Genomic DNA, 20,107 nt, shown 5'->3' on the forward strand with positions numbered 1-20,107 from the left:
CGCGCGTGCGAGCGGTCGCGTTTTCGGGCCCGGCGTCAGCCGACCCGGTCGAGGAGCTTCTTGGCCCGCCCTTCCATGTCGAGGCGGGCATCCTGCTGGGTTTTGTCGCGTGCTAGCCGTGTGATGCCCTGCACGAAGTCGAAGATGCTTTCGGGCGGGCGGCCCTCTTCCATCAGCACCTTCTCGATGATCTTTCCGGATTCGGCCTTCGAGAAGCCACGCTTCCGCAGGAAGTCATCCCGATCCTCATCTGTCCGTGCCACGATCTGCTGCCGCGCCGCCTTGATACCGTTCACGAACCCCTGCGGCGAGGAATTGGCGAACCGCGTCAGGGCCGGGGCCGCCTCATGGGCAAAGCGGGAAGCGGCGTATTTCGAGTGGCGGATGGTGATCTCCTGGAAATCCTCGACGCCCCAGAGGTTGCGGTTCTGGCACACGGCCCGAAGGTAGAAGCTCGCCATGCCGAGGGTCTTGGCCCCCACCTCGGAGTTCCAGCAGTAGAACCCCCGGAAGTAGAGATCGGGGGAGCCGTCCGGCAGCCGGCCCGCCTCGATCGGGTTGTGATCGTCGACTAGGAACAGGAAAACATCGCGATCCGAGGCATAGAGGGTGGTCGTGTCGCGGCTGATCTCTACATCAGGGTTGTAGACCCCGGTCGACCAGTCGAGCACGCCCGGCACCTTCCAGCGCGTGTCGCCCGTGCCATTGCCCGCGATGCGCTGCACGGCCTCGACTAACTCATGGTCATGGATGCGGCCATAGTCAGGACCGGTCACGGCGCGCAGTTCGGTGCGGCCGTCTTCCGTCTCGAAGGTTTTCACCTGCTCTGCGCGGTGATTGGTCAGGCCATACTGCAGGTTGATCCCCGCCAGCGGCGCGGGCAACTGCCGCAGGTAGGAGGCCGGAGCGCCGACGATGCTGGCAAGCTGGCCGAAGGCCCAGTGCGTGGGTGCAACCGGCTCGTGCGCTTTCGGCAGCATCAGGTGCAACCGTTCGGGGTTGTCGCGCGCCGCCTCGACTCGGATGTCGACCGTCTGCACCACCCTGCTGCGGCTGCGCTCGGAGCGGCTCTTCACATTGGCCCAGAGATCGTCGAGCGACAGATACCGCTCGTCATCCGGCCGGTTGAACCATTCGGACGACACTCGCCCGTTCCGCTCACCCCGGCTCACATCCACTTTCCAGCCACCAGCCCGCGTCGGTGCAACCGGATCCAGAACTTCCACAACGCCCATCGGCTATCTCCCGCGACGGGCGCCGGGAGCCACTCTCCCTGCCCTCAACCCGTCACCGGGAAACCGGCACTCCTCTCACTCTTGGGTTCACAATGGCGAATTAGAGCAAAGCGGCAGTGTCCGAGGCCTGCGGGTGGTCATCGGTTTTGGCTGTATTGGACGTCGCCCAAGACACGTACGACGAGCAGGCTGGCCTTGTGCGCGGCGTAGGCCTGCTGGCGCGTGGATGGCATCTTCGGGTCGTTATAGCGGACACCAGCGCCGCATTGGATGTCCGCAAGGAGGTGCTTGAGGTTCATGCCCGCGGCAGAGAAGGCGAGTGCGTCGTGCAACGCCGTCAGGTCGTGAACCCGTTTGACCGGGACGTCCCCAACCAGCGTGATCAGGCCCTTCATGAACTTCTCGGTCATCTGAAGAGATGCCCATCTCGCGTGTCCCCAGTTCGGTGACTGACTGGTCATGTTCGCAACGGCGGCAGCCCAGTCATCCTCGGCGGCAGCGAACATAGGGTCGGCCTTGCGGAAACGGTCGAATGCCTTGCGAACGTCGAGGCCCACCACGAAAAGCCCATAGACCTCGTTCAGGTCATCATCCGAGAAGTGCTGAAGGCGGGCCTCGGTGATGCCAGTAAGGGAGGCGCAAGCGTTGAGGTCCAGAACTTTCGTCCCGATCGTGTTGCCGGTCTCCTTCGGCAACTCGCGCTTCACCCCAATAACCGTCATCCCGTAGCTCAACGGAATTCGCATCTCCCAGATGTCCCCATCCGCGAGGACCGCGACCTTGGCCTCCTCTGAGAAATCGGTCTTGATCAGATCGCCGTAGACCTCTTCGTACCAGCGGTGGATGCGGTCGGTGTATACGCTGGTGGCGACCAGTTCTGCCGGTGCACCGGGCGGGAGCTTCGCAATGGGAAGACTGATGCGGAACCTTTTTCCGAACTCGATCACCGCCATGATGGGGCGCGAGTGTGGCGGTATTGCCTTCTCCTTGAGCGACTGGTCGATCTCGCGCAGAATGGGTGTGATGTCGTCAGGTATTTGCATGATGCGATGCTACCCACGGTGGTGGGACAGGGAAACAGGATGCTGCCATTCATCCGTCGAAAAGCCGAATCGAAACCGAACGGTGACTGGTGGACGGACGCCTTCACGCAGGAGGTGCGCGCGACCATTGAAGGGGTCTTCGCGCCACTAGGCGGAGGCACGGCGGAAAGCCTTGCGCGGTCGACCAACCCCAACAGCCTCGGCACGCTGGCGGAATACCTGAAGAAGGAGCACCTGCGCCATCTGGGGTACAAGCTGCTAGATCGGGCTGACACGCTGGTAAACGAGAACGTCCCGGTTCTTGACCTGCACTTCTACTTTGCGGTCAGAGGTGCGTTCTATTACCGGTGGCGGGATCACGATCCATTCGCTTTGGACGAGGCCGTGAAGAGTTTCCAGCGCCAGATCGGCCTCGGGGCTAATGTCGTCCGGTTCTTCCGCGAGGACAAGAACTGGGGCTTCATCCCGGCCCACGCGGGCTACCGGCAGCTTCGCATCATCGAAGAGAAGCGCGGCAACTGGACCTTGGCGAGGGTGCTCTGCAAGCAAGCGAACGCAGAGGGCTGGGCAGATGACTGGGACCACCACATCGGTAGGATCGACAAGAAGCTGGCGGCGATAAAGACGCTAGGCTGAAGTTTAACAGACCCGGCGGGTTTCCCCGCCGGGCCCCAGGGGGAGACCCCGATCCTCAGAACGGGATCTCGTCGTCGCGGTCGACCAGCTCGGGGCTTTCGTTCTCGGCCGACTTCGGGCGGCTCAGGAAGTCGACCTTCTCGGCGATGATCTCGCAGCCGTAGCGGTCGTTCCCCATGCTGTCGATCCACTTGGTGTAGTGGATGCGGCCGTGGACGAGGACCTTCATGCCCTTTTCGCAATGCTCCGCGACCGTCTTGCCCAGACCGTTGAAGCAGGTGATACGGTGCCATTCGGTGTCCATGACCCGGTAGCCATTCTCGTCGCGCAGCACGCGACCTTCCGAGAGGCGGGGGCGGGAGGTGGCGAGGCTGAAGTTGGTGATCTTGGTGCCGCCCTGGGTGGTGCGGACTTCGGGGGTCTGACCGATGTTGCCGGCGAGGATGACGATGTTCTGCATGGTAAGCTCCTGTTGCTCCTGTCTTCGGGACCGTCCCTTCGACAAGACCCGGAAAAAGCCCGTCGGGTGACGCGTGCACGGTGGACGGAACGGACGCCGGAAACCCCCAGAGGACCGGGGTGGAGCGGGCAGCCCCAAAGGGGCAACACGGCCCGGACTGAAGCGGGGTTGCGCGCGAGAGCCAGAACGGGATTAGGGGATTGTCAGTCGAAGGGATGGCCCAGAAGCCAGAGATGTGCGGGGAGCCCATGCCGGACCCTATCACCTTGCCCATCGGGACAGCCTGCCCCCCCAGTTCAGCACCTCACCGGCGACGAAAACGGAGATCACCAGCCTATGCCACCCCTGCCCCTGCCCTCCGGGAGTTGCGGCGCCCTGCCGCGACGGGCGATCGATACCGGGACATTCGGATACGGACCGCACAAATGGCTGATTACGATCTCGAGGCACTGTCGCTCAGCGAGCTGAAGAAAATGCAGAAGGACATCGCCAAGGCGATTTCCACCTATGAGGACCGGCAGAAGGCGGAAGCCCGCGCCAAGGTAGAAGCGCTCGCCCGGGATCTGGGCTACTCCTTGGCCGAACTTGTCAGCACCGATACGAAATCCTCCCGTGCGCCTGCCGCGGCGAAATACCGGCACCCTGAGAACCCGGCGCTCACCTGGTCCGGCCGGGGGCGGAAACCGCAGTGGTTCGTGAAGGCTTTGGATGCGGGAAAGACCGCGAGCGACCTGGCCATCAGTTGAAGGCTTGACCTACGCTTTCGGCCCTTAGCAGCCCTTCGTGCGGATCACAGCCAACGGCGGCTATGTGGAAAACGTGATCCCCGGTGCCTCCAGATCGATCCAAATGCTGGGCCATACTCCCGACGCGTATCACACCAGAGCACACCATTGCGATTTATGAAGGCGCGGGGGTTGCCATAGCCTTTTGGAAAGAAAGGTTGAAACCGCGCCATCTGTGCGTCTGTCAGCCAGAAAAGGTTGCTTATCGGTCAGTCTCCTCACGGAGTCCGAGTGACGCAGCGAGCGAATGATCAATTGGTCCTGACTTGGTGGAGGGGGCAAGTCAGAGCCCAACAGAGGTCCGCCATCGTTTGTGCTCGCAGAAGGTCAAGACCTGCAAATGATACTCGCGGCGAAAGTCATGCTCTGTTCTGGTACTGGGCTGGCGTCACACCTACTATCTTGCGAAATGTACGGCAAAGGTGGCTTTGGTCGGAGAAACCGCAGTCCAGCGCGACCGACTTAAGTGGAAGGCGCCCGCGTCGGAGCATCTCCTGTGCCTTGCTGACACGTTTCTGGATTACAAAGGCGTATGGGGCGATCCCGAAGTCGGCCTTGAACTGGCGGGAAAAGTGAAACGGGCTGAGGCCGACGGCAGCGGCGAGATCGTCAAGGCTGATGTTTTCGCTGAGCTGGTCTTCGATGAGGTCTATGATGCGTTTGCGTTGAGTCGGGCTGAAGGCGGAGCCGCTTTCATCGGCAAGCCGGATCCGGGCATAGCGTCGCAGCATATGCACCGCGATCTGGTTGCGCAGCGCGTCAATCATCAGGCGCTGCCCCATGCCACCGTTGCGCAGTTCGTTTTCAAGCATGTGGAAGCAGTTTAGCAGAACCGGATCCTCGGCCGAAACCTGATCTTGTATCTCGACGGATTGCGGACTGCGGCCAAACACGGTCTGTGCCGTGTCCTCAAGGCAGTCATGACCGATGTAGATATGCCGAACCTTGATCGGTTCTGCCCAGCACCACGTGGATTGCTCGGCCCGCGTCAAAAGCGAGATCCTGCCCCTGCCAACGGGCGCGCTTTGCCTTGATCCGCCACTTGTTCGCAGCATGGTCGTCGGATTTCCGTCGTAGGCTACGATCATGTAATCGCGCATCGCGGGGATGGCCGCGTCCTGGCGATCGTAGTGGTAGCCTTTCATCGTGATGCCCTTCCAGTCCCGGCCGGAACTGTCCATCGTGATTGTGCCGGGAATCCACTCAGGAATCCGGTCTGGCGTCACGAGTGCTTTCTGCATCTGGCTCCCCCTTTATTGGCGGTCGGGCCGAGTTGGCGGCCCGGCTTTGCGCGTCATCTCTGAACCGTGTCCGTCCGTTCCTCAAGAACGACGCCCGACTGCGTCAGATCGTCGATCTGCTGTTCCGAAAAACCCGCCTCCTTGAGCAGGACACGGCTATGCTGTGCGAACCGGGGCGGGGCGGCGCGGACTTCGCCTGGTGTCCGCGACAGACGTGCCGGAACGCCAGTGCCCTTGTAGCTGCCGACCGACACCACCATGCCGCGATGGCGGGTATGCGGGTGGTCAAGCGCGTCGATCACGTTGCGCACCACGCCTGCCGGGACACCTGCGCGCAGCAGCGCGGGTTCAAGCGCCCGGGCGTCGCTCTCCGCAAGGCGCGCAGACAGGATTTCCGTGATTTCGGCGCGGTGGGCCAGCCGGGCAGCGTTGTCGGCAAAGCGGGGGTCTTGCGGGACGTCGGACAGGCCTAGCACCTCGCAGAGCTTGGCGAACTGGCCGTTGTTGCCAACGGCGAGGTATAACTTGCCGGTTCGGGTTTCGAACATGTCATAGGGCACGATGTTGGGGTGCCCGTTGCCGGTGGCAACCGGGACCTTTCCCGACATGAGGCTGTTTGCAGCTTGCGGGTGCATCATGCTGATGGCGCAGTCGTAAAGTGGCACTTCGATTGCTTGGCCCAGCCCAGAGCGGAACCGTTCGATGATAGCCGCCAGCACCGCATTGCAGGCGATGAGTCCTGTGCCGATATCCACGATGGGCGTGCCCATCCGCGTCGGGCCATTGGCCGGGTTTCCGTTGATGCTCATCAGGCCGGTCATCGCCTGCACCACGGCGTCATAGCCGGGGAAGCCGCCCAACGGGCCATCGGCACCAAAGCCGGTGACGTGACAAAGGATCAGGCGGGGAAAACGGTTCTTGAGCACCGCATCATAGCCGAGACCCCATTTTTCCAAAGCACCGGACTTGAAGTTGTGGACCAGGACGTCGGCGCCTTCGAGCAGGCGCAGGATCACGTCGCGCCCCTCGGGCTTGCCGATGTCGATGGCGATGGAGCGCTTGTTGCGGTTGGCGCCGGAAAAATAGGCGGAAAGCCCGTCGTTGAAGGGCGGGCCCCAGCCGCGCGTCTCGTCCCCTTGCGGAGGCTCGACCTTGATGATCTCGGCGCCATGGTCGGCCAGCGTCTGGGTGCAATAGGGGCCGCCCAGCACGCGGCTGAGGTCAAGGACGCGGATTCCGTCAAGCGCGCCGGGCATCACAACACCTCGCGGTAAAGGGAGGCCACGTCGTCGGCCGTCATGTCGCGCGGGTTGGTGGCCAGCAGCCGGCTGATACCGGTCACGACCTCGTTTGCCATGCCGGGAATGGCGGCCTCGGTCACACCAACCTCGGACAGGCGGGCCTTGAGGCCGCTGGCCTTCAGCATCCGCTCCATTTCCTCGATCAGGGCAAGGGCCGCCGCCGCGTCGGAGTTGAAATGGCGGGCAGGCAAAAGGAGACGCGACAGGCGGGCGTATTCCGCCTCGGCGACGGGCAGGTTGAAGCGCAGGACCGGGCCTGCCACCAGCGCGTTGGCATGGCCGTGCGGAACGTGGAAACCGGTGCCAAGGGGATAGGACAGCGCGTGGATCGCGCCGACGCTGGCGTTGATGAAGGCCATCCCGGCCAGAGTGGCGCCCAGCAACATCGCTTCGCGCGCCTCAAGGTCCGTCGGGGTATCCAGCACGCGGGGCAGGTTCTGGCCCAGAAGGACCAGCGCCTTGTCGGCCAGACCGTCGGAAATAGGGTTCTTGCGGGTGCGGCTGGTTGCGGCCTCGATCGCATGCACCATCGCATCCAGTGCGGTGGCCGCAGTGATCGAACGTGGCATCCCGAGCGTGAGCTTGGCATCCAGAAGGGCGATGTCGGGCAGAAGCTGCGGCGCATAGACCGCCTTCTTCTCGTGGCTCTCCGATGTCAGCACCGAAACCCAGGTCACCTCGGACCCGGTTCCGGCGGTGGTCGGCACCTGGATCAGTGGCAGGCGCTGGCCCCTCACGCGGTCCACGCCGATCATGTCGGCAATCGGCTGGCCGCTGGCCACGGCGACCGCCACGACCTTTGCGGTATCGAGCGAACTGCCGCCGCCCAGACCGATGACGCCGTCGGCGCCGAAGCTAGTCGCGGCCTCAACTGCGGCCTCGACAACCGCGATGGGTGGGTCGGCCTGCACTTTATCAAAGATCTCGGCAGCGATGCCTGCGCCGTTGAGTGCCGCGACCGCCTCACCGGCAAAACCGCAGGCGACGATGCCGGGGTCGGTGATCACGAAGGCGCGGGTGACTGACAGACCTTTGGTCAGGCTGCCAAGCTGGGCGAGGCCGCCGCTCTGGCAGACGATGCTGGGGGTGGCGAGAAAGTTGAAATCCATCATGGGCTCCGGTTCGGTCAGGCGGCAGCAGCATCGCGGATCATGTTCCGCGCGATCAGAACCTGCTGGATCTGGGTGGTGCCTTCGTAGATGCGGAAAAGGCGCACATCGCGGTAGAAGCGTTCGACGGCATATTCGGCCATGTAGCCTGCGCCGCCGTGGATCTGCACCGCCCGGTCGGCCACCCGGCCCACCATTTCCGAGGCATACATCTTGCAGCAGGCGGCATCGGTGGACACGTTCGCCCCGGCGTCCTTGCGCCGGGCTGTTTCCTCGATCATGCAGCGGGCGGCGAAGGCTTCGGTGCGGCTGTCTGCCAGCATGGCCTGAATCAGTTGCTTTTCGGCAATCGGTTCGCCGAACTGGCGGCGCTCCATCGCATAGGCCAGCGCATCGCGGATCAGCCGTTCGGCTGCCCCGACGCAGACTGCCGAGATATGCAGACGCCCCCGGTCCAGCACCTTCATCGCGGTCTTGAAGCCTTGGTTTTCCCGCGCCGGGCCACCAATGATGTTGGCGGCGGGGACGCGGACATCTTCAAGGATCACGTCGCAGGTGTGCGAGCCCTTCTGACCCATCTTCTTGTCGGGCTGGCCCAGCGACAGGCCTTGCGTTCCGGCCTCGACGATGAAGGCGCTGACGCCGGACGATCCCTTTGTCTCGGGATTGGTGCGGGCAAAAACGGTGAAGACATCGGCGCGCGACGCGTTGGTGATATAGCGCTTGGTCCCGTTCAGCACGAAATGGTCACCATCGCGGCGGGCGGTGGTGCGCAAGCTGCCTGCGTCCGACCCAGCATCCGGTTCGGTCAGCGCAAAGGAGGCGATCATTTCGCCGGAAGCCAGCGCGGGCAGGTATTTCGCCTTCTGTTCGGCGGTGCCGTCGATGATGATGCCCTGCGACCCGATGCCGTTGTTGGTGCCGACCAGTGAGCGGAACACCGGCGAGGTCTGACCCAGCACGAAGGCGGCCTGCACCTCTTCGGACATGGAAAGGCCAAGGCCGCCGTATTCCTCTGGGATCGACATGCCGAAAAGGCCCATTTCCCGGATCTCCTGCACCAGCGCGGGCGGGATCGCGTCTTCTTCGGCGACCAGCGCCTCGTTCGGGATCAGGCGTTCCTTGACGAAGCGGTCGAGCGCGTCGAGGAACTGGGCGAGTGTATCGGAGTCTAGGGCCATGGTATTCTCTGGGGTCAGGGGGCTACGGCCGCCACGTGGCGGACAACGTTGATAAGGCGGGGCGCGACATCACTTTCGATCCAGTCGCGCGTCAGGGTCTGCGAGGGGCCGCCACAGTTGAAGGCGACGATGGGCGAGCCGTCGCGTGGGATGAAGGGCACCGCCACCGCGTTCACGTCGCGCTTCCATTCGGTATAGGAGGTGCAGTAGCCACGGGTCTGGTAATCCTCGATCGCCTTTTCGATACCGGGCTGGACGTTTGGCCAGTTCTCGCCTTCGTGCTCGCGCACCTCGTCGATCATCCGGGCGCGCTCGTCCTCGGGGTGGGCGGCGATACAGGCCCGGCCGACTGCGGTGGTGGCCAGCTTGATATGCGCGCCGACTTCGATCGCGAGCGTCACCGCATTGGTGCCCTTGCAGCGTTCCAGATAGACCATCGACAGGCGGTCGCGGCTGGCCATTGCCACCGGCATCCCGGTGTAATCGGCGAGTTCCTGCATGTAAGGCTTGGCCAGTTGCCGCAGGGGCATCCCAGCAAGGCAGGAAAAGCCCAGTGACAGCACCGGGGGCGCCAACACGTAGCGCGCGGTGTCTGGGTTGTAGCTGAGATACCCCAGTTTGTGCAGCGTGTAGGTCAGCCGTGAGACGGTGGATTTGCTGAGCGCCGCGCGTTCGGCAAGATCGCGGTTGCCCAGCGCCTCGCCCTCACGCCGGAAGGCGCGCAGAAGTTCCAGGCCGCGCGCCAAGGCCACCACGAAGTCGCGGTCCTGTTCGTCATCCTCGGGTTTCTCCTTCCTTGGCCTCACGGTGTCCCTCCTCAAGGACAGATGCTGCGTATTGAATGATCTCTAAAGCAAAGATATGGTCCACGTCAATACTGCGGAATATTTTTCCGCATAGCGGAATAAAGAAGCTGCCCGCCTTATCCCGCTTGCATCAATGGAACAGCGGGTGGCGCTGCCAAGCGAGGACGTGAACATCATGAATAATCTGGATTACCCGCAAATCCGCCACCTCATCGGCAAGGATTGGCTGGCGAGTGCAACTACCGGCGATCGGGCGGTCATCAACCCGGCCAACGGGGTCGAGATTGGCCGAATTCCCCAGGCCACGGCCGAGGATCTGGAGCGTGCGGTGCGCCACGCCGAATCGGCCTTTGCCACTTGGAAGGACCGTTCGCCCACCGATCGTGGCGCGATCCTGCGCCGGTTCGCCGATCTTCTGCGGCAAAACGATGCGATGATCGCCCGCTGGATCACGCTGGATGAAGGCAAGCCGCTAGCCGAAGCGCTGGTCGAGGTGCGCGCGTCCGCCGACCACGTCGACTGGCACGCCGAGGAATGTCGCCGCATCTATGGCCGCATCGTGCCTTCGCGCAATCCGACGGTGCAGCAGTTGGTCGTGCGCGAGCCGGTGGGTGTCTGCCTTGCCATCACCCCTTGGAACTTTCCGCTGAGCCAGGCTGTGCGAAAGGTCGCCGCCGCGCTGGCGTCGGGCTGCACGATGATCCTGAAAGGCCCGGCCGAAGCCCCGGCAGGCTGCCTTGCCATCGCGCGCTTCCTGCAGGAGGCGGGTCTGCCCGAGGGTTGCCTGAACCTCGTCTGGGGCAACTCGGCCTTCATCTCGGAAACGCTTATCGCGCATCCGGTCTTGCGCAAGATCACCTTCACCGGGTCGGTCGAGGTGGGCAAGCATCTAGCCGCGCTGGCCGGGCGGCACATGAAGCGGGCCACGATGGAACTGGGCGGCCACGCGCCGGTGCTGGTCTTCGATGACGCGGATGCCGGAGCGGCAGCGCGGGCTCTGGCGGGCAACAAGCTGCGCAATGCCGGGCAGGTCTGCGTCTCGCCCACCCGATTCTTTGTGCAGGCGGGCATTCACGAGCGGTTCCTTGCGGAGCTGGTCTCGGCGTTTCAGGCCGTGAAGGTCGGTGACGGCCTGGCCGAGGGCACGCAGATGGGACCGCTTTGCCATGCGGGCCGGGTGACGGCGATGGAAAGGCTTGTGGCCGATGCGCGCGACAACGGCGCCGAGGTGCTGACCGGGGGCACCCGGATCGGCAACAGCGGCAGTTTCTACGCGCCCACGATCGTCAACACGCCCGACGACAGCATCGCCCTGATGCGCGACGAGCCCTTCGGTCCGGTCGCGGTCGTGTCGCCCTTCCGCGAGATCGAGGACGGGTTGGCACGCGCCAATGGCCTGCCCTTCGGCCTTGCTTCCTACATCTTCACCAATTCGTTGGAACGGGCCGACCGTGCAGCAGCAGGCTTGCAAGCGGGGATGGTCAGCATCAACCACTTCGGCCTCGCCCTGCCGGAAACGCCGTTCGGCGGCGTACGCGACAGTGGCTATGGCAGCGAAGGCGGGACCGAGACGTTTGACGGCTACCTGTCCACCAAGTTCATCTCGCGCAATTCCGCGCCGGTCCAGTGAGGTCTAACATGTCCGTTGATCTGAACCTGAGTGGTGGCGCGGCCATCCTGACCTTCGACAATGCGCCCTTGAACCTGCTCAGTGCCGAGGTTCGGGCGGGACTGATGCGTGGGATGGACGCGGCGATGGCACAGGGCGCGACCCGCCTGATCGTCACCGGCGCGGGCAACACCTTTGTCGCGGGTGCGGATGCGAGGGAGTTCGGCCTGCCGCCGATCGAACCGCACCTGAACGATGTGCTGCTGCATCTTGCGGGGCTGGCGATCCCGACGATCGCCGCGATCAACGGGGCGGCATTGGGCGGCGGGCTGGAGATCGCGCTAGCCTGCCGATACCGCATCGCCGCGCCCGGCGCGCAGCTTGGCCTGCCCGAGGTGGTTCTGGGCATTGTTCCGGGCGCAGGCGGGACGCAAAGGCTGCCGCGCCTGATCGGCGTCAAGGCGGCGCTGGACATGATCGTGACCGGCAAGGCCATCGCGGCAGGCAAGGCGCTGTCGCTGGGGCTGGTCGACAAGCTTGCGGACAACCCGCTGGCAGTCGCGCTGGCCATTGACGACGCTCTACTTGCCGCAGCGCGAGGGCCGGACGAGCAACCCGCGCCCCAAGTGGATGAGGACGCCGTGGCCGCTATGCTGGCTCATGCGAAGCGGCGCCTGACCGGCCAGATTGCGCCGCCAATCGCCGTGGGTCTGGTCGCGGCCAGTGCCACGCTGCCGCTGGCCGAAGGGCTGGCGCGAGAACGGGCGGCGTTTTTGGACCTGCGCGCCTCGGCTCAGGCGCGCGCGCTCAGGCATGTGTTCTTTACCGAACGGGCGGCTGGCAACCGTGGGCGCGACTATCCCAGACCGGCGCGCGATATAGCGACGGCCATTGTCGTCGGCGGCGGCAACATGGGGGCCTCCATCGCCTACGCCTTCGCAACCGGAGGCATCGCGGTGACGATTGTCGAGCGTGACGCGACGGCGGCGGGGCGGGCCGAGGACAATCTTCGCAAGCTGGTTGATCAGGGGGTCGCCCGTGGCACGCTGTCTGCAATCGACGGCGAAGCCGTTCACGGCCGCCTGACCACCGTAGCCGGATACGACAACCTGCCACCCGCCGATCTGGCCATCGAGGCGGCATTCGAGGATTTTGACGTCAAGCGCGCGATCTTTGCCGAGCTTGAGGCCGCCCTGCCGCCAGAAACCATCCTGGCCACCAACACCTCATACCTTGACGTGAACCGCCTCGCCGATGACCTAAAGAACCCGACGAGGTTCCTCGGGCTGCATTTCTTCAGCCCGGCCCATGTCATGAAGCTCTTGGAGATCGTGAAGGGCGAGCGCACCTCGCCCGAAACACTTGGCGCGGGTTTCGCGCTGGCACGGCGGTTAGGCAAGGTTCCGGTCCTGTCGGGTGTGTGCGACGGCTTCATCGGCAACCGCATCCTGACGCGCTACCGGCAGGAGGCGAACCTCTTGCTGGTCGAGGGCGCCTTGCCGGCCGAGATCGATGCCGCGATGCAGGGCTTCGGCATGGCGATGGGGCCTTATGAGGCGCAGGACATGTCCGGCCTGGACATCGCTTACGCCAACATCCGGCGGCAGAACGCTGGCGCCACCCCGCGTCACGTCCCGCTGGTGGAACGGCTGGTCGAGGATCACAAGCGCCTTGGCCGTAAGACCGGCGCGGGGTGGTATGATTACGGCGCAGAGGGCAAGCCCGTGGTGTCGGCACTGGTGACGGAGGAGATCCACCGGGTCTCGGCCGAAGCGGGCAAGACGCGGCGCAGCTTTACCGCAGAGGGGATCGTCGAGCGGATCACCCTGGCGATGATCGCCGAGGCCTGTGCCATCCTTGACGAAGGCATCGCCGAACGGCCGCAGGACATCGACCTGGCGCTGGTGCATGGCTACGGCTTTCCGCGCTGGCGCGGCGGGTTGATGCATCATGCCGACAGCCTTGGGGCGAAAGACCTGCTGGCGCGCTATGCGGCGCTGGCCACGGCCGATCCGCAGGGATGGGCGGTGCCGCCGCTGCTGGCGCGTCTGGCCGCAAAGGGGCTGACCCTGGACAGCCTGAACGCCGCCAAGGCCAACGCCTGATCCCCGCGCCCCAGCCCGGACCGCCCCCGCGCCGCACTGGGGGCGCGAAACAGCAAGAAGATGCTACGCGGCAAGCAAGCACGTTCAATACGCGGTACCGCCAATGGCTGTAGCGTCTCGTGATCAGGGATATTCCGTGCCCCCCTGTGCCGATGGAGGATCGGACGGAGGCGAGGAAAGGCAGGAACACCACCATTGGAGGATAAAATGGCAATCAGCAAGGAAGCCGATACACTGCGTGCGCTCTATCAGAGCTGGACCGACCAAATGGTCGCGAACCCCGGCCTGACCATCGCCAACCTGCGCAGCATGTTCGACGAATGGGGCCAGCCCGCGCTGGAACCGGAGAACGTCACCTACAAGAGCGACCATGTCGGCGGGGTCGAGGCGATCTGGGCCCTGCCCGTGGGCGCCGACGCCAAGCGCGTGATCGTTTATACTCATGGCGGCGGGTTTGCTGTTGGTTCGGCCGACAGCCACCGAAAGATGGCGGGCCATCTTGCTAAAGTGCTGGGCGTGACCGCCTGCATTCTGCACTATCGCCGTGCGCCGGAACACCCCTTCCCCGCCCAGATCGAGGATGCCGTGGCCGCTTACAAAGCGCTGCTGGCCCAAGGGTTCGAGGCGAGGAACATTCTGACTGCAGGCGACAGCGCGGGTGGCAACCTCGCCATCGCTTCGGTGCTGAAGTTCCGCGACCTTGGCCTGCCCCTTCCGGGTGCGGTCATCGCCTATTCGCCCTGGCTTGACATGGCGCTGCGCGGCAAGACGTTGGAAACCAACGCCGCCACCGATGCGCTGGTCGGCAAGCCGATCCTTGAAGCGATGGCCGGCATGTTCCTCGGCGGCGCGACCGATCCGCTGAACCCGCTGGCCAACCCGCTGGAAAACGATTTCACCGGCTTCCCGCCGCTCTACATCACTTGCGGCGGGGCCGAGACGCTGCAAAGCGATTCCGAGTCGCTGGCCGCCAAGGCCAAGTCGCAGGGCGTGAACGTCGCACTCTCGGTGGTGCCGGGGATGCAGCACGTCTTCCCGGCCCTGTCGGGCCGCGCCCCCGAGGCCGATCAGGAACTGGCACGCATCGCCGCTTGGTATCGCGCCCTCTGATCCGACTGCCCCGCGCCGCCAGCTGGCGCGGGGCAGCAACAAATATCATCACAGTCAACCGGCCTTTCACCCGCTTTTCGCGGGGCGGCAGTGCCATGCTCTGGGAGGAGTATCATGACCAAATCTGTTGAAACCACAAAGACCAAGGGCGCCGATTTCGATGCTGTCGTCATCGGTGCGGGCTTCGGCGGTCTCTATTCCGTCTACAAATTGCGCAATGAACAGGGCCTGAACGTCAAGGCCTTCGACAGTGCAGGCGATGTGGGTGGCACCTGGTACTGGAACCGCTATCCCGGCGCGCTGTCGGATACCGAAAGCTTCGTCTACCGCTATTCCTTCAGCGGCGAGCTTTTGCAAAAGGGTCGCTGGAAGACCCGCTATCTTACCCAGCCCGAAATCCTCGCCTACATGAACGAGGTTGCAGACACCTACGACCTGCGCCGCAGCTTCCAGTTCAACACTCGTGTCACCGCGACCCATTTCAATGACGAAACCGGGCTGTGGCATGTGACAACCGACAAGGGCGAGACGGTCACCGCGAAATACTTGATCACGGCGCTTGGCCTGCTGTCCGCGACGAACACGCCGAAATACAAGGGCATTGACAGCTTCAAGGGCCAGATGCTGCACACCGGCTACTGGCCCGAGGGTGTCGAACTCAAGGGCAAGCGCGTCGGCGTGATCGGCACCGGCTCGACCGGGGTTCAGGTCATCACCGCGACCGCTCCGATTGCCGGGCATCTTACGGTATTCCAGCGCTCGCCCCAATATGTCGTGCCGATCGGCAACACGCCCCAGGACGAGGCGACGATCGCCCAGCAAAAGGCCAACTACGACGACATCTGGAAACAAGTGAAATCCTCGGTCGTGGCCTTCGGCTTCGAGGAAAGCACCGTGCCTGCGGAAACCGCTTCGCCTGAAGAACGCGAACGCGTGTTCGAGGCCGCATGGCAGCGCGGCGGCGGCTTCTACTTCATGTTTGGAACGTTCTGCGACATTGCGACCAGCCAGATCGCAAATGACGCGGCTGCCGACTTCATCAAGAAGAAAATCAAGGAAATCGTGAAGGATCCCGCAACCGCAAAGGCGCTGACGCCGCGCGACATCTATGCCAAGCGCCCCTTGTGCGGGAACAACTACTATGAGGTCTACAATCGGCCCAACGTCACCCTCGCCGATGTAAAGGCCGACCCGATCGCCGAGTTCACCGCGACCGGTATCCGGCTGGAAAGTGGCGCGGAGCATGAGCTGGATGTGGTGATCTTCGCCACTGGCTTTGACGCGGTGGACGGCAACTACGTCAAGATGGACATGCGCGGCCGCGGCGGCGTCACCATGCGCGACAAGTGGAAGGACGGCCCCCTGGGCTATCTGGGCATGATGGAGACGGATTTCCCGAACCTCTTCATGATCCTTGGCCCGAATGGCCCCTTCACCAACCTGCCGCCGAGCATCGAAACGCAGGTCGAGTGGATCGCCGACACCATCGAGATGATGGAGGGCAAGGGCCTGAAGGCCATCGAGCCGACCGAGGCCGCCCGGGACGAATGGGTCACGCTCTGCCGGACAATTGCGGACATGACCCTATTCCCGAAAGCCGAAAGTTGGATCTTCGGTGCGAACATCCCCGGCAAGAAGAACGCGGTGATGTTCTACATGGCGGGCATCGGCAATTACCGCAACGCGATCAACGCGGTGAAGGATGGTGGTTACCAGACCATGATCTTCGACCGCGAGATGGCAAGCGCCTGAAGCTACGGAACGCGCGGCGGGCCGGGCAGGATTGTGCCCGGCCCGCCATGCGCCAAGAAAACCACACAGCAATAAGGGAGAGAGTCTGTGGGACGTGTATCGGGAAAAGTCGCCCTCGTGACGGGCGCAGCAATGGGGATGGGCAAATCCCACTCCGAACTTCTGGCGCGGGAAGGCGCGCATGTCTTCGTCACCGACCGCGACGTGGCGGCGGGTGAGGCGGTTGCCAAGGGCATTGTGGCAGCAGGTGGCAAGGCCGACTTCATCAAGCATGACGTGGCAAGCGAAGCCGACTGGGCCAACGCCATTGCCACTGTGCGTGCCAAGGCCGGGCGGCTGGACATCCTTGTCAACAACGCGGGCGTGCTGATCTTGAAGCCCCTGCACGAAACAACGCCCGAGGAATTCGACCTGACGATGAACGTCAACGTGAAGGGCGTCTATCTGGGCATCCGCGCGGCCGTGCCGCTGATGAAGGAAGCGGACAAGGCCTCGATCGTGAACATTTCGTCGATCTACGGCATCGTCGGTGCGGCAATGGCCGGGGCCTATATCGGTTCCAAGGGTGCTGTGAGGATGCTGACCAAATCCTGTGCCGTCGATCTGGCAGATACCGGGATCCGGGTGAACTCGATCCACCCCGGCGTCATTGACACGCCGATGACCAAGGATCTGCTGCACGCCGATCCGGCCACGCGGCAGGCGATCCTGGGCTGCACGCTCCTCAAGCGTCCGAGCAAGCCCGAGGAAGTGTCGAACGCGGTGCTGTTCCTTGCTTCGGACGAAGCCTCGTTCGTCCATGGCGCCGAGATCGTCGTGGACGGTGGCTACACCGCAAACTGACGCACATGACTGCCCTGTCCGCCCAGCACGACCGGGCGGACAGGGGATGTGAGAAAGGAAGCTCTCCCATGAAGGTTCTGGTGCCTGTCAAACGGGTGATCGACTACAACGTGAAGGTCCGCGTGAAGGCGGATGGCACGGGTGTCGATCTGGCCAATGTGAAGATGTCGATGAACCCCTTTGACGAGATTGCCGTGGAAGAGGCGATCCGTCTGAAGGAGAAGGGCATCGCGACCGAGGTCGTGGTCGTCTCCATCGGCGTCAAGCAGGCCCAGGAAACGCTGCGGACCGCGCTTGCGATGGGGGCCGACCGCGCCATCCTGATCGAGGCGACGGACAACCTGCATGTGGACATCGAGCCCTTGGCCGTGGCCAAGCTGCTGGCGGCCGTGGTGAAGGAAGAAAAGCCGGGCCTCGTCCTTTGCGGCAAGCAGGCGATCGACAACGACATGAACGCCACCGGCCAGATGCTATCGGCGCTTCTCGGCTGGAGCCAGGCGACCTTCGCCTCGGAAGTGTCGATCAACGGCGACCAAGCCAAGGTCACCCGCGAGGTGGACGGCGGTCTGCAGACGATCACAGTCAAGATGCCGACGATCATCACCGTCGACCTGCGCCTGAACGAGCCGCGCTATGCCTCGCTGCCGAACATAATGAAGGCCAAGGCCAAGCCGCTGGCGACCAAGACGCCTGCCGACTACGGCGTGGACGTGAGCCCGCGGCTGTCGGTCGTCAAGACCGTGGAACCGGCGGGCCGCAAGGCGGGCGTTAAGGTCGGCTCGGTGGCCGAGCTGATCGCAAAACTCAAAGACGAAGCAGGGGTGATCTGAGATGGCCGTTCTTCTTCTTGCCGACGTTGCTGACGGGAAACTCGCGACCGACCAGGTGGCGAAGGCGTTGACCGCGGTGAAATCGCTGGGTCCAGTGACCGTGCTGGTCGCGGATCCCGATGCAGCGGCCGCTGCGGCCGAGACCGCGACGCTGGAAGGCGTGGCGAAGGTACTACTGGCCGAGGACGGGGCCTACGCGCATGGCCTGGCCGAGCCCACCGCCGCGCTGGTCGTGTCGCTGGCCGGTGACTACGAGCACATCGTCGCCGCCTCGGGCGCATTGTCCAAGTCGGTCCTGCCCCGCGTGGCAGCCCTGCTGGACGTCATGGTGATCTCGGAAGTGCTGGCGGTGCATGACGCTGCGACCTTCGACCGGCCAATCTATGCCGGGAACGCGATCCACACGGTCAAGACCTCGGATACGAAGAAGGTGCTGACCATCCGCACCGCGACTTTCGATGCGGCGGGCAAGGGCGGTAACGCCCCGGTCGAGAAGGTCTCGGCCTCGGTCGACAGCGGGCTGTCCGCCTGGGTCGAGGATAAGGTCGCGTCCCCCGACCGTCCCGAGCTGACGTCGGCCGGGATCGTGGTCTCGGGCGGACGTGGCGTGGGCTCGCAGACCGAGTTCGCGCTGATTGAGAAGCTCGCGGACAAGCTGAACGCCGCTGTCGGTGCCTCGCGCGCCGCGGTGGACTCGGGCTTTGCGCCGAACGACTGGCAAGTCGGGCAGACCGGCAAGGTCGTGGCTCCGGACCTTTACGTCGCCGTCGGCATCTCGGGTGCGATCCAGCACCTCGCCGGCATGAAGGATTCGAAGGTCATCGTCGCGATCAACAAGGACGAAGAGGCCCCAATCTTCCAGGTCGCCGACTATGGATTGGTCGCAGACCTGTTTACCGCCGTGCCGGAAATGATCGAGAAGCTGTAAGTTGCCACACTCGGAGCACCAACATGACCGACGTCTTCATCTGCGACTACATCCGCACGCCGATCGGGCGCTATGGCGGGGCGCTCTCATCGGTGCGCCCCGACGATCTGGCGGCCATTCCCCTGCGAGCGCTGATGGACCGCAACGCGGGTGTGGACTGGGCGGCGGTCGATGACGTGATCTTCGGCTGCGCCAACCAGGCGGGCGAGGATAACCGCAACGTGGCGCGGATGTCGCTGTTGCTGGCGGGGCTGCCGGTCGGCGTCACCGGGACCACGATCAACCGGCTTTGTGGCTCGGGAATGGACGCGGTGCTGACCGCGGCGCGCCAGATCGCCGCCGGCGAGGCGCAGCTAGTCATCGCGGGCGGTGTCGAAAGCATGAGCCGCGCCCCCTTCGTAATGCCCAAGGCCGACAACGCCTTTTCTCGCAACGCCGAGATCTGCGACACCACCATCGGCTGGCGGCTGATCAATCCGGCGATGCACGCGGCCTACGGCACGGATTCGATGCCGCAGACCGGGCAGAACGTGGCGGATGACTACGGCATCAGCCGCGAGGCGCAGGACGCGATGGCACTGTCCAGCCAGGCCAAGGCGTCGGCTGCGCAAGTCAACGGGCGCCTCGCGGCTGAGATCACCCCTGTCACGATCCCGCAGCGCAAGGGCGAGGCGCTGGTGGTAGACCGCGATGAGCATCCCCGCGCGACAACGGCCGAGGCGCTGGCAAAGCTGCGGTCACTGTTCCCGAACGGCTCGGTCACGGCGGGGAACGCGTCGGGCGTCAACGATGGCGCCGCGGCGCTGATACTGGCCAGCGCCGACGCCGCCCGCGCGCATGGCCTGACGCCGATCGCCCGCGTCCTCGGCGGGGCGACCGCGGGCGTGCCGCCGCGCATCATGGGCATCGGCCCGGCACCCGCGAGCCAGAAACTGATGGCGCGGCTGGGGCTCTCCCAGGCAGATTTCGACGTGATCGAACTGAACGAGGCCTTCGCCGCGCAAGGCGTGGCCACGCTGCGCCAGCTCGGGATCGCCGACGATGACCCTCGGGTGAACCGCAACGGCGGGGCCATCGCGCTGGGTCACCCCTTGGGCATGTCGGGTGCGAGGATCACCGGCACGGCCGCGCTG

General features: G+C 64.2%; 18 protein-coding genes and 1 pseudogene. 10 read left to right on the top strand and 9 right to left on the bottom strand.

The features are described from left to right. Positions 1-35: 35 nt before the first annotated feature. Positions 36-1,235 carry a DUF932 domain-containing protein gene (locus ACE3Q6_RS20410; RefSeq protein ID WP_161763814.1) on the bottom strand — a complete coding sequence of 400 codons (1,200 nt, stop codon included), beginning with the start codon at positions 1,233-1,235 and terminating at the stop codon, positions 36-38. A 137-nt stretch (positions 1,236-1,372) separates the two neighbouring features. Continuing rightward, the gene (locus ACE3Q6_RS20415) at positions 1,373-2,278 is read right to left on the bottom strand and encodes a hypothetical protein (protein WP_161763813.1); all 906 of its coding nucleotides are present in this window, start codon (positions 2,276-2,278) and stop codon (positions 1,373-1,375) included. 39 nt (positions 2,279-2,317) lie between these two features. Between ACE3Q6_RS20415 and ACE3Q6_RS20420 the strand changes: the two genes are divergently transcribed. Continuing rightward, complete coding sequence (locus tag ACE3Q6_RS20420) at positions 2,318-2,914, top strand: hypothetical protein (RefSeq protein ID WP_161763812.1); 597 nt, start codon at positions 2,318-2,320, stop codon at positions 2,912-2,914. A 55-nt stretch (positions 2,915-2,969) separates the two neighbouring features. On the opposite strand, the gene ACE3Q6_RS20425 is transcribed toward ACE3Q6_RS20420, so the two are convergent. Continuing rightward, positions 2,970-3,374, bottom strand: coding sequence for a single-stranded DNA-binding protein (locus ACE3Q6_RS20425; RefSeq protein ID WP_161763811.1), 405 nt, complete (start codon positions 3,372-3,374; stop codon positions 2,970-2,972). A 425-nt stretch (positions 3,375-3,799) separates the two neighbouring features. Between ACE3Q6_RS20425 and ACE3Q6_RS20430 the strand changes: the two genes are divergently transcribed. Beyond that, positions 3,800-4,120 (top strand): H-NS family nucleoid-associated regulatory protein, encoded by a 321-nt coding sequence (locus ACE3Q6_RS20430; RefSeq protein ID WP_161763810.1) that lies wholly within the window; start codon positions 3,800-3,802, stop codon positions 4,118-4,120. Positions 4,121-4,224: 104 nt separating this feature from the next. Here the strand turns inward: ACE3Q6_RS20430 and ACE3Q6_RS20435 are convergent. From ACE3Q6_RS20435 to ACE3Q6_RS20460, 6 genes and pseudogenes are all read right to left on the bottom strand, one after another. After that, a pseudogene (locus ACE3Q6_RS20435) lies at positions 4,225-4,365 on the bottom strand (IS5/IS1182 family transposase); the annotation flags it as partial. 153 nt (positions 4,366-4,518) lie between these two features. Continuing rightward, positions 4,519-5,400 carry an AraC family transcriptional regulator gene (locus ACE3Q6_RS20440; protein ID WP_229825873.1) on the bottom strand — a complete coding sequence of 294 codons (882 nt, stop codon included), beginning with the start codon at positions 5,398-5,400 and terminating at the stop codon, positions 4,519-4,521. A 53-nt stretch (positions 5,401-5,453) separates the two neighbouring features. Further along, entirely contained in the window at positions 5,454-6,656 is a 1,203-nt protein-coding gene (locus ACE3Q6_RS20445) for a CaiB/BaiF CoA-transferase family protein (protein WP_161763809.1), read from the bottom strand. After that, positions 6,656-7,810, bottom strand: a complete 1,155-nt coding sequence (locus tag ACE3Q6_RS20450; RefSeq protein ID WP_161763808.1) for an iron-containing alcohol dehydrogenase — start codon at positions 7,808-7,810, stop codon at positions 6,656-6,658. The genes ACE3Q6_RS20445 and ACE3Q6_RS20450 overlap by 1 nt, the downstream gene beginning before the upstream one ends. Positions 7,811-7,827: 17 nt before the next feature. Next, positions 7,828-8,991 carry an acyl-CoA dehydrogenase family protein gene (locus ACE3Q6_RS20455; protein ID WP_161763807.1) on the bottom strand — a complete coding sequence of 388 codons (1,164 nt, stop codon included), beginning with the start codon at positions 8,989-8,991 and terminating at the stop codon, positions 7,828-7,830. Positions 8,992-9,005: 14 nt separating this feature from the next. After that, positions 9,006-9,797 (bottom strand): IclR family transcriptional regulator, encoded by a 792-nt coding sequence (locus ACE3Q6_RS20460; RefSeq protein WP_161763806.1) that lies wholly within the window; start codon positions 9,795-9,797, stop codon positions 9,006-9,008. A gap of 175 nt (positions 9,798-9,972) precedes the next feature. Between ACE3Q6_RS20460 and ACE3Q6_RS20465 the strand changes: the two genes are divergently transcribed. The 8 genes from ACE3Q6_RS20465 to pcaF form a co-directional block, all read left to right on the top strand. Beyond that, positions 9,973-11,427 carry an NAD-dependent succinate-semialdehyde dehydrogenase gene (locus ACE3Q6_RS20465; protein WP_374436539.1) on the top strand — a complete coding sequence of 485 codons (1,455 nt, stop codon included), beginning with the start codon at positions 9,973-9,975 and terminating at the stop codon, positions 11,425-11,427. A gap of 8 nt (positions 11,428-11,435) precedes the next feature. After that, entirely contained in the window at positions 11,436-13,511 is a 2,076-nt protein-coding gene (locus ACE3Q6_RS20470; protein ID WP_161763805.1) for a 3-hydroxyacyl-CoA dehydrogenase NAD-binding domain-containing protein, read from the top strand. Positions 13,512-13,718: 207 nt separating this feature from the next. Then, a complete protein-coding gene (locus ACE3Q6_RS20475) occupies positions 13,719-14,621 on the top strand; it encodes an alpha/beta hydrolase (RefSeq protein ID WP_161763804.1) in 903 nt (300 codons plus the stop codon). A 114-nt stretch (positions 14,622-14,735) separates the two neighbouring features. Then, entirely contained in the window at positions 14,736-16,373 is a 1,638-nt protein-coding gene (locus ACE3Q6_RS20480; RefSeq protein WP_310458082.1) for an NAD(P)/FAD-dependent oxidoreductase, read from the top strand. Positions 16,374-16,460: 87 nt separating this feature from the next. After that, positions 16,461-17,216 (top strand): SDR family NAD(P)-dependent oxidoreductase, encoded by a 756-nt coding sequence (locus tag ACE3Q6_RS20485; RefSeq protein WP_161763802.1) that lies wholly within the window; start codon positions 16,461-16,463, stop codon positions 17,214-17,216. A 68-nt stretch (positions 17,217-17,284) separates the two neighbouring features. Then, the gene (locus ACE3Q6_RS20490) at positions 17,285-18,046 is read left to right on the top strand and encodes an electron transfer flavoprotein subunit beta/FixA family protein (RefSeq protein ID WP_161763801.1); all 762 of its coding nucleotides are present in this window, start codon (positions 17,285-17,287) and stop codon (positions 18,044-18,046) included. Between the two features lies 1 nt (position 18,047). After that, the gene (locus tag ACE3Q6_RS20495) at positions 18,048-18,974 is read left to right on the top strand and encodes an electron transfer flavoprotein subunit alpha/FixB family protein (RefSeq protein ID WP_161763800.1); all 927 of its coding nucleotides are present in this window, start codon (positions 18,048-18,050) and stop codon (positions 18,972-18,974) included. A gap of 23 nt (positions 18,975-18,997) precedes the next feature. After that, positions 18,998-20,107: 3-oxoadipyl-CoA thiolase (gene pcaF, locus ACE3Q6_RS20500; protein ID WP_374436545.1), on the top strand; the 1,110-nt coding region annotated here is incomplete at its 3' end.

The sequence above is a fragment of the Tabrizicola sp. genome (assembly GCF_041913445.1).
Taxonomy (GTDB): domain Bacteria; phylum Pseudomonadota; class Alphaproteobacteria; order Rhodobacterales; family Rhodobacteraceae; genus Tabrizicola.

Excerpts from the sequence above, each read along its gene's own strand:
- ACE3Q6_RS20410 (WP_161763814.1), bottom strand. The coding sequence starts at position 1,235 with ATGGGCGTTGTGGAAGTTCTGGATCCGGTTGCACCGACGCGGGCTGGT.
- ACE3Q6_RS20415 (WP_161763813.1), bottom strand. The coding sequence starts at position 2,278 with ATGCAAATACCTGACGACATCACACCCATTCTGCGCGAGATCGACCAG.
- ACE3Q6_RS20420 (WP_161763812.1), top strand. The coding sequence starts at position 2,318 with ATGCTGCCATTCATCCGTCGAAAAGCCGAATCGAAACCGAACGGTGAC.
- ACE3Q6_RS20425 (WP_161763811.1), bottom strand. The coding sequence starts at position 3,374 with ATGCAGAACATCGTCATCCTCGCCGGCAACATCGGTCAGACCCCCGAA.
- ACE3Q6_RS20430 (WP_161763810.1), top strand. The coding sequence starts at position 3,800 with ATGGCTGATTACGATCTCGAGGCACTGTCGCTCAGCGAGCTGAAGAAA.
- ACE3Q6_RS20440 (WP_229825873.1), bottom strand. The coding sequence starts at position 5,400 with ATGCAGAAAGCACTCGTGACGCCAGACCGGATTCCTGAGTGGATTCCC.
- ACE3Q6_RS20445 (WP_161763809.1), bottom strand. The coding sequence starts at position 6,656 with ATGCCCGGCGCGCTTGACGGAATCCGCGTCCTTGACCTCAGCCGCGTG.
- ACE3Q6_RS20450 (WP_161763808.1), bottom strand. The coding sequence starts at position 7,810 with ATGGATTTCAACTTTCTCGCCACCCCCAGCATCGTCTGCCAGAGCGGC.
- ACE3Q6_RS20455 (WP_161763807.1), bottom strand. The coding sequence starts at position 8,991 with ATGGCCCTAGACTCCGATACACTCGCCCAGTTCCTCGACGCGCTCGAC.
- ACE3Q6_RS20465 (WP_374436539.1), top strand. The coding sequence starts at position 9,973 with ATGAATAATCTGGATTACCCGCAAATCCGCCACCTCATCGGCAAGGAT.
- ACE3Q6_RS20470 (WP_161763805.1), top strand. The coding sequence starts at position 11,436 with ATGTCCGTTGATCTGAACCTGAGTGGTGGCGCGGCCATCCTGACCTTC.
- ACE3Q6_RS20475 (WP_161763804.1), top strand. The coding sequence starts at position 13,719 with ATGGCAATCAGCAAGGAAGCCGATACACTGCGTGCGCTCTATCAGAGC.
- ACE3Q6_RS20480 (WP_310458082.1), top strand. The coding sequence starts at position 14,736 with ATGACCAAATCTGTTGAAACCACAAAGACCAAGGGCGCCGATTTCGAT.
- ACE3Q6_RS20490 (WP_161763801.1), top strand. The coding sequence starts at position 17,285 with ATGAAGGTTCTGGTGCCTGTCAAACGGGTGATCGACTACAACGTGAAG.
- ACE3Q6_RS20495 (WP_161763800.1), top strand. The coding sequence starts at position 18,048 with ATGGCCGTTCTTCTTCTTGCCGACGTTGCTGACGGGAAACTCGCGACC.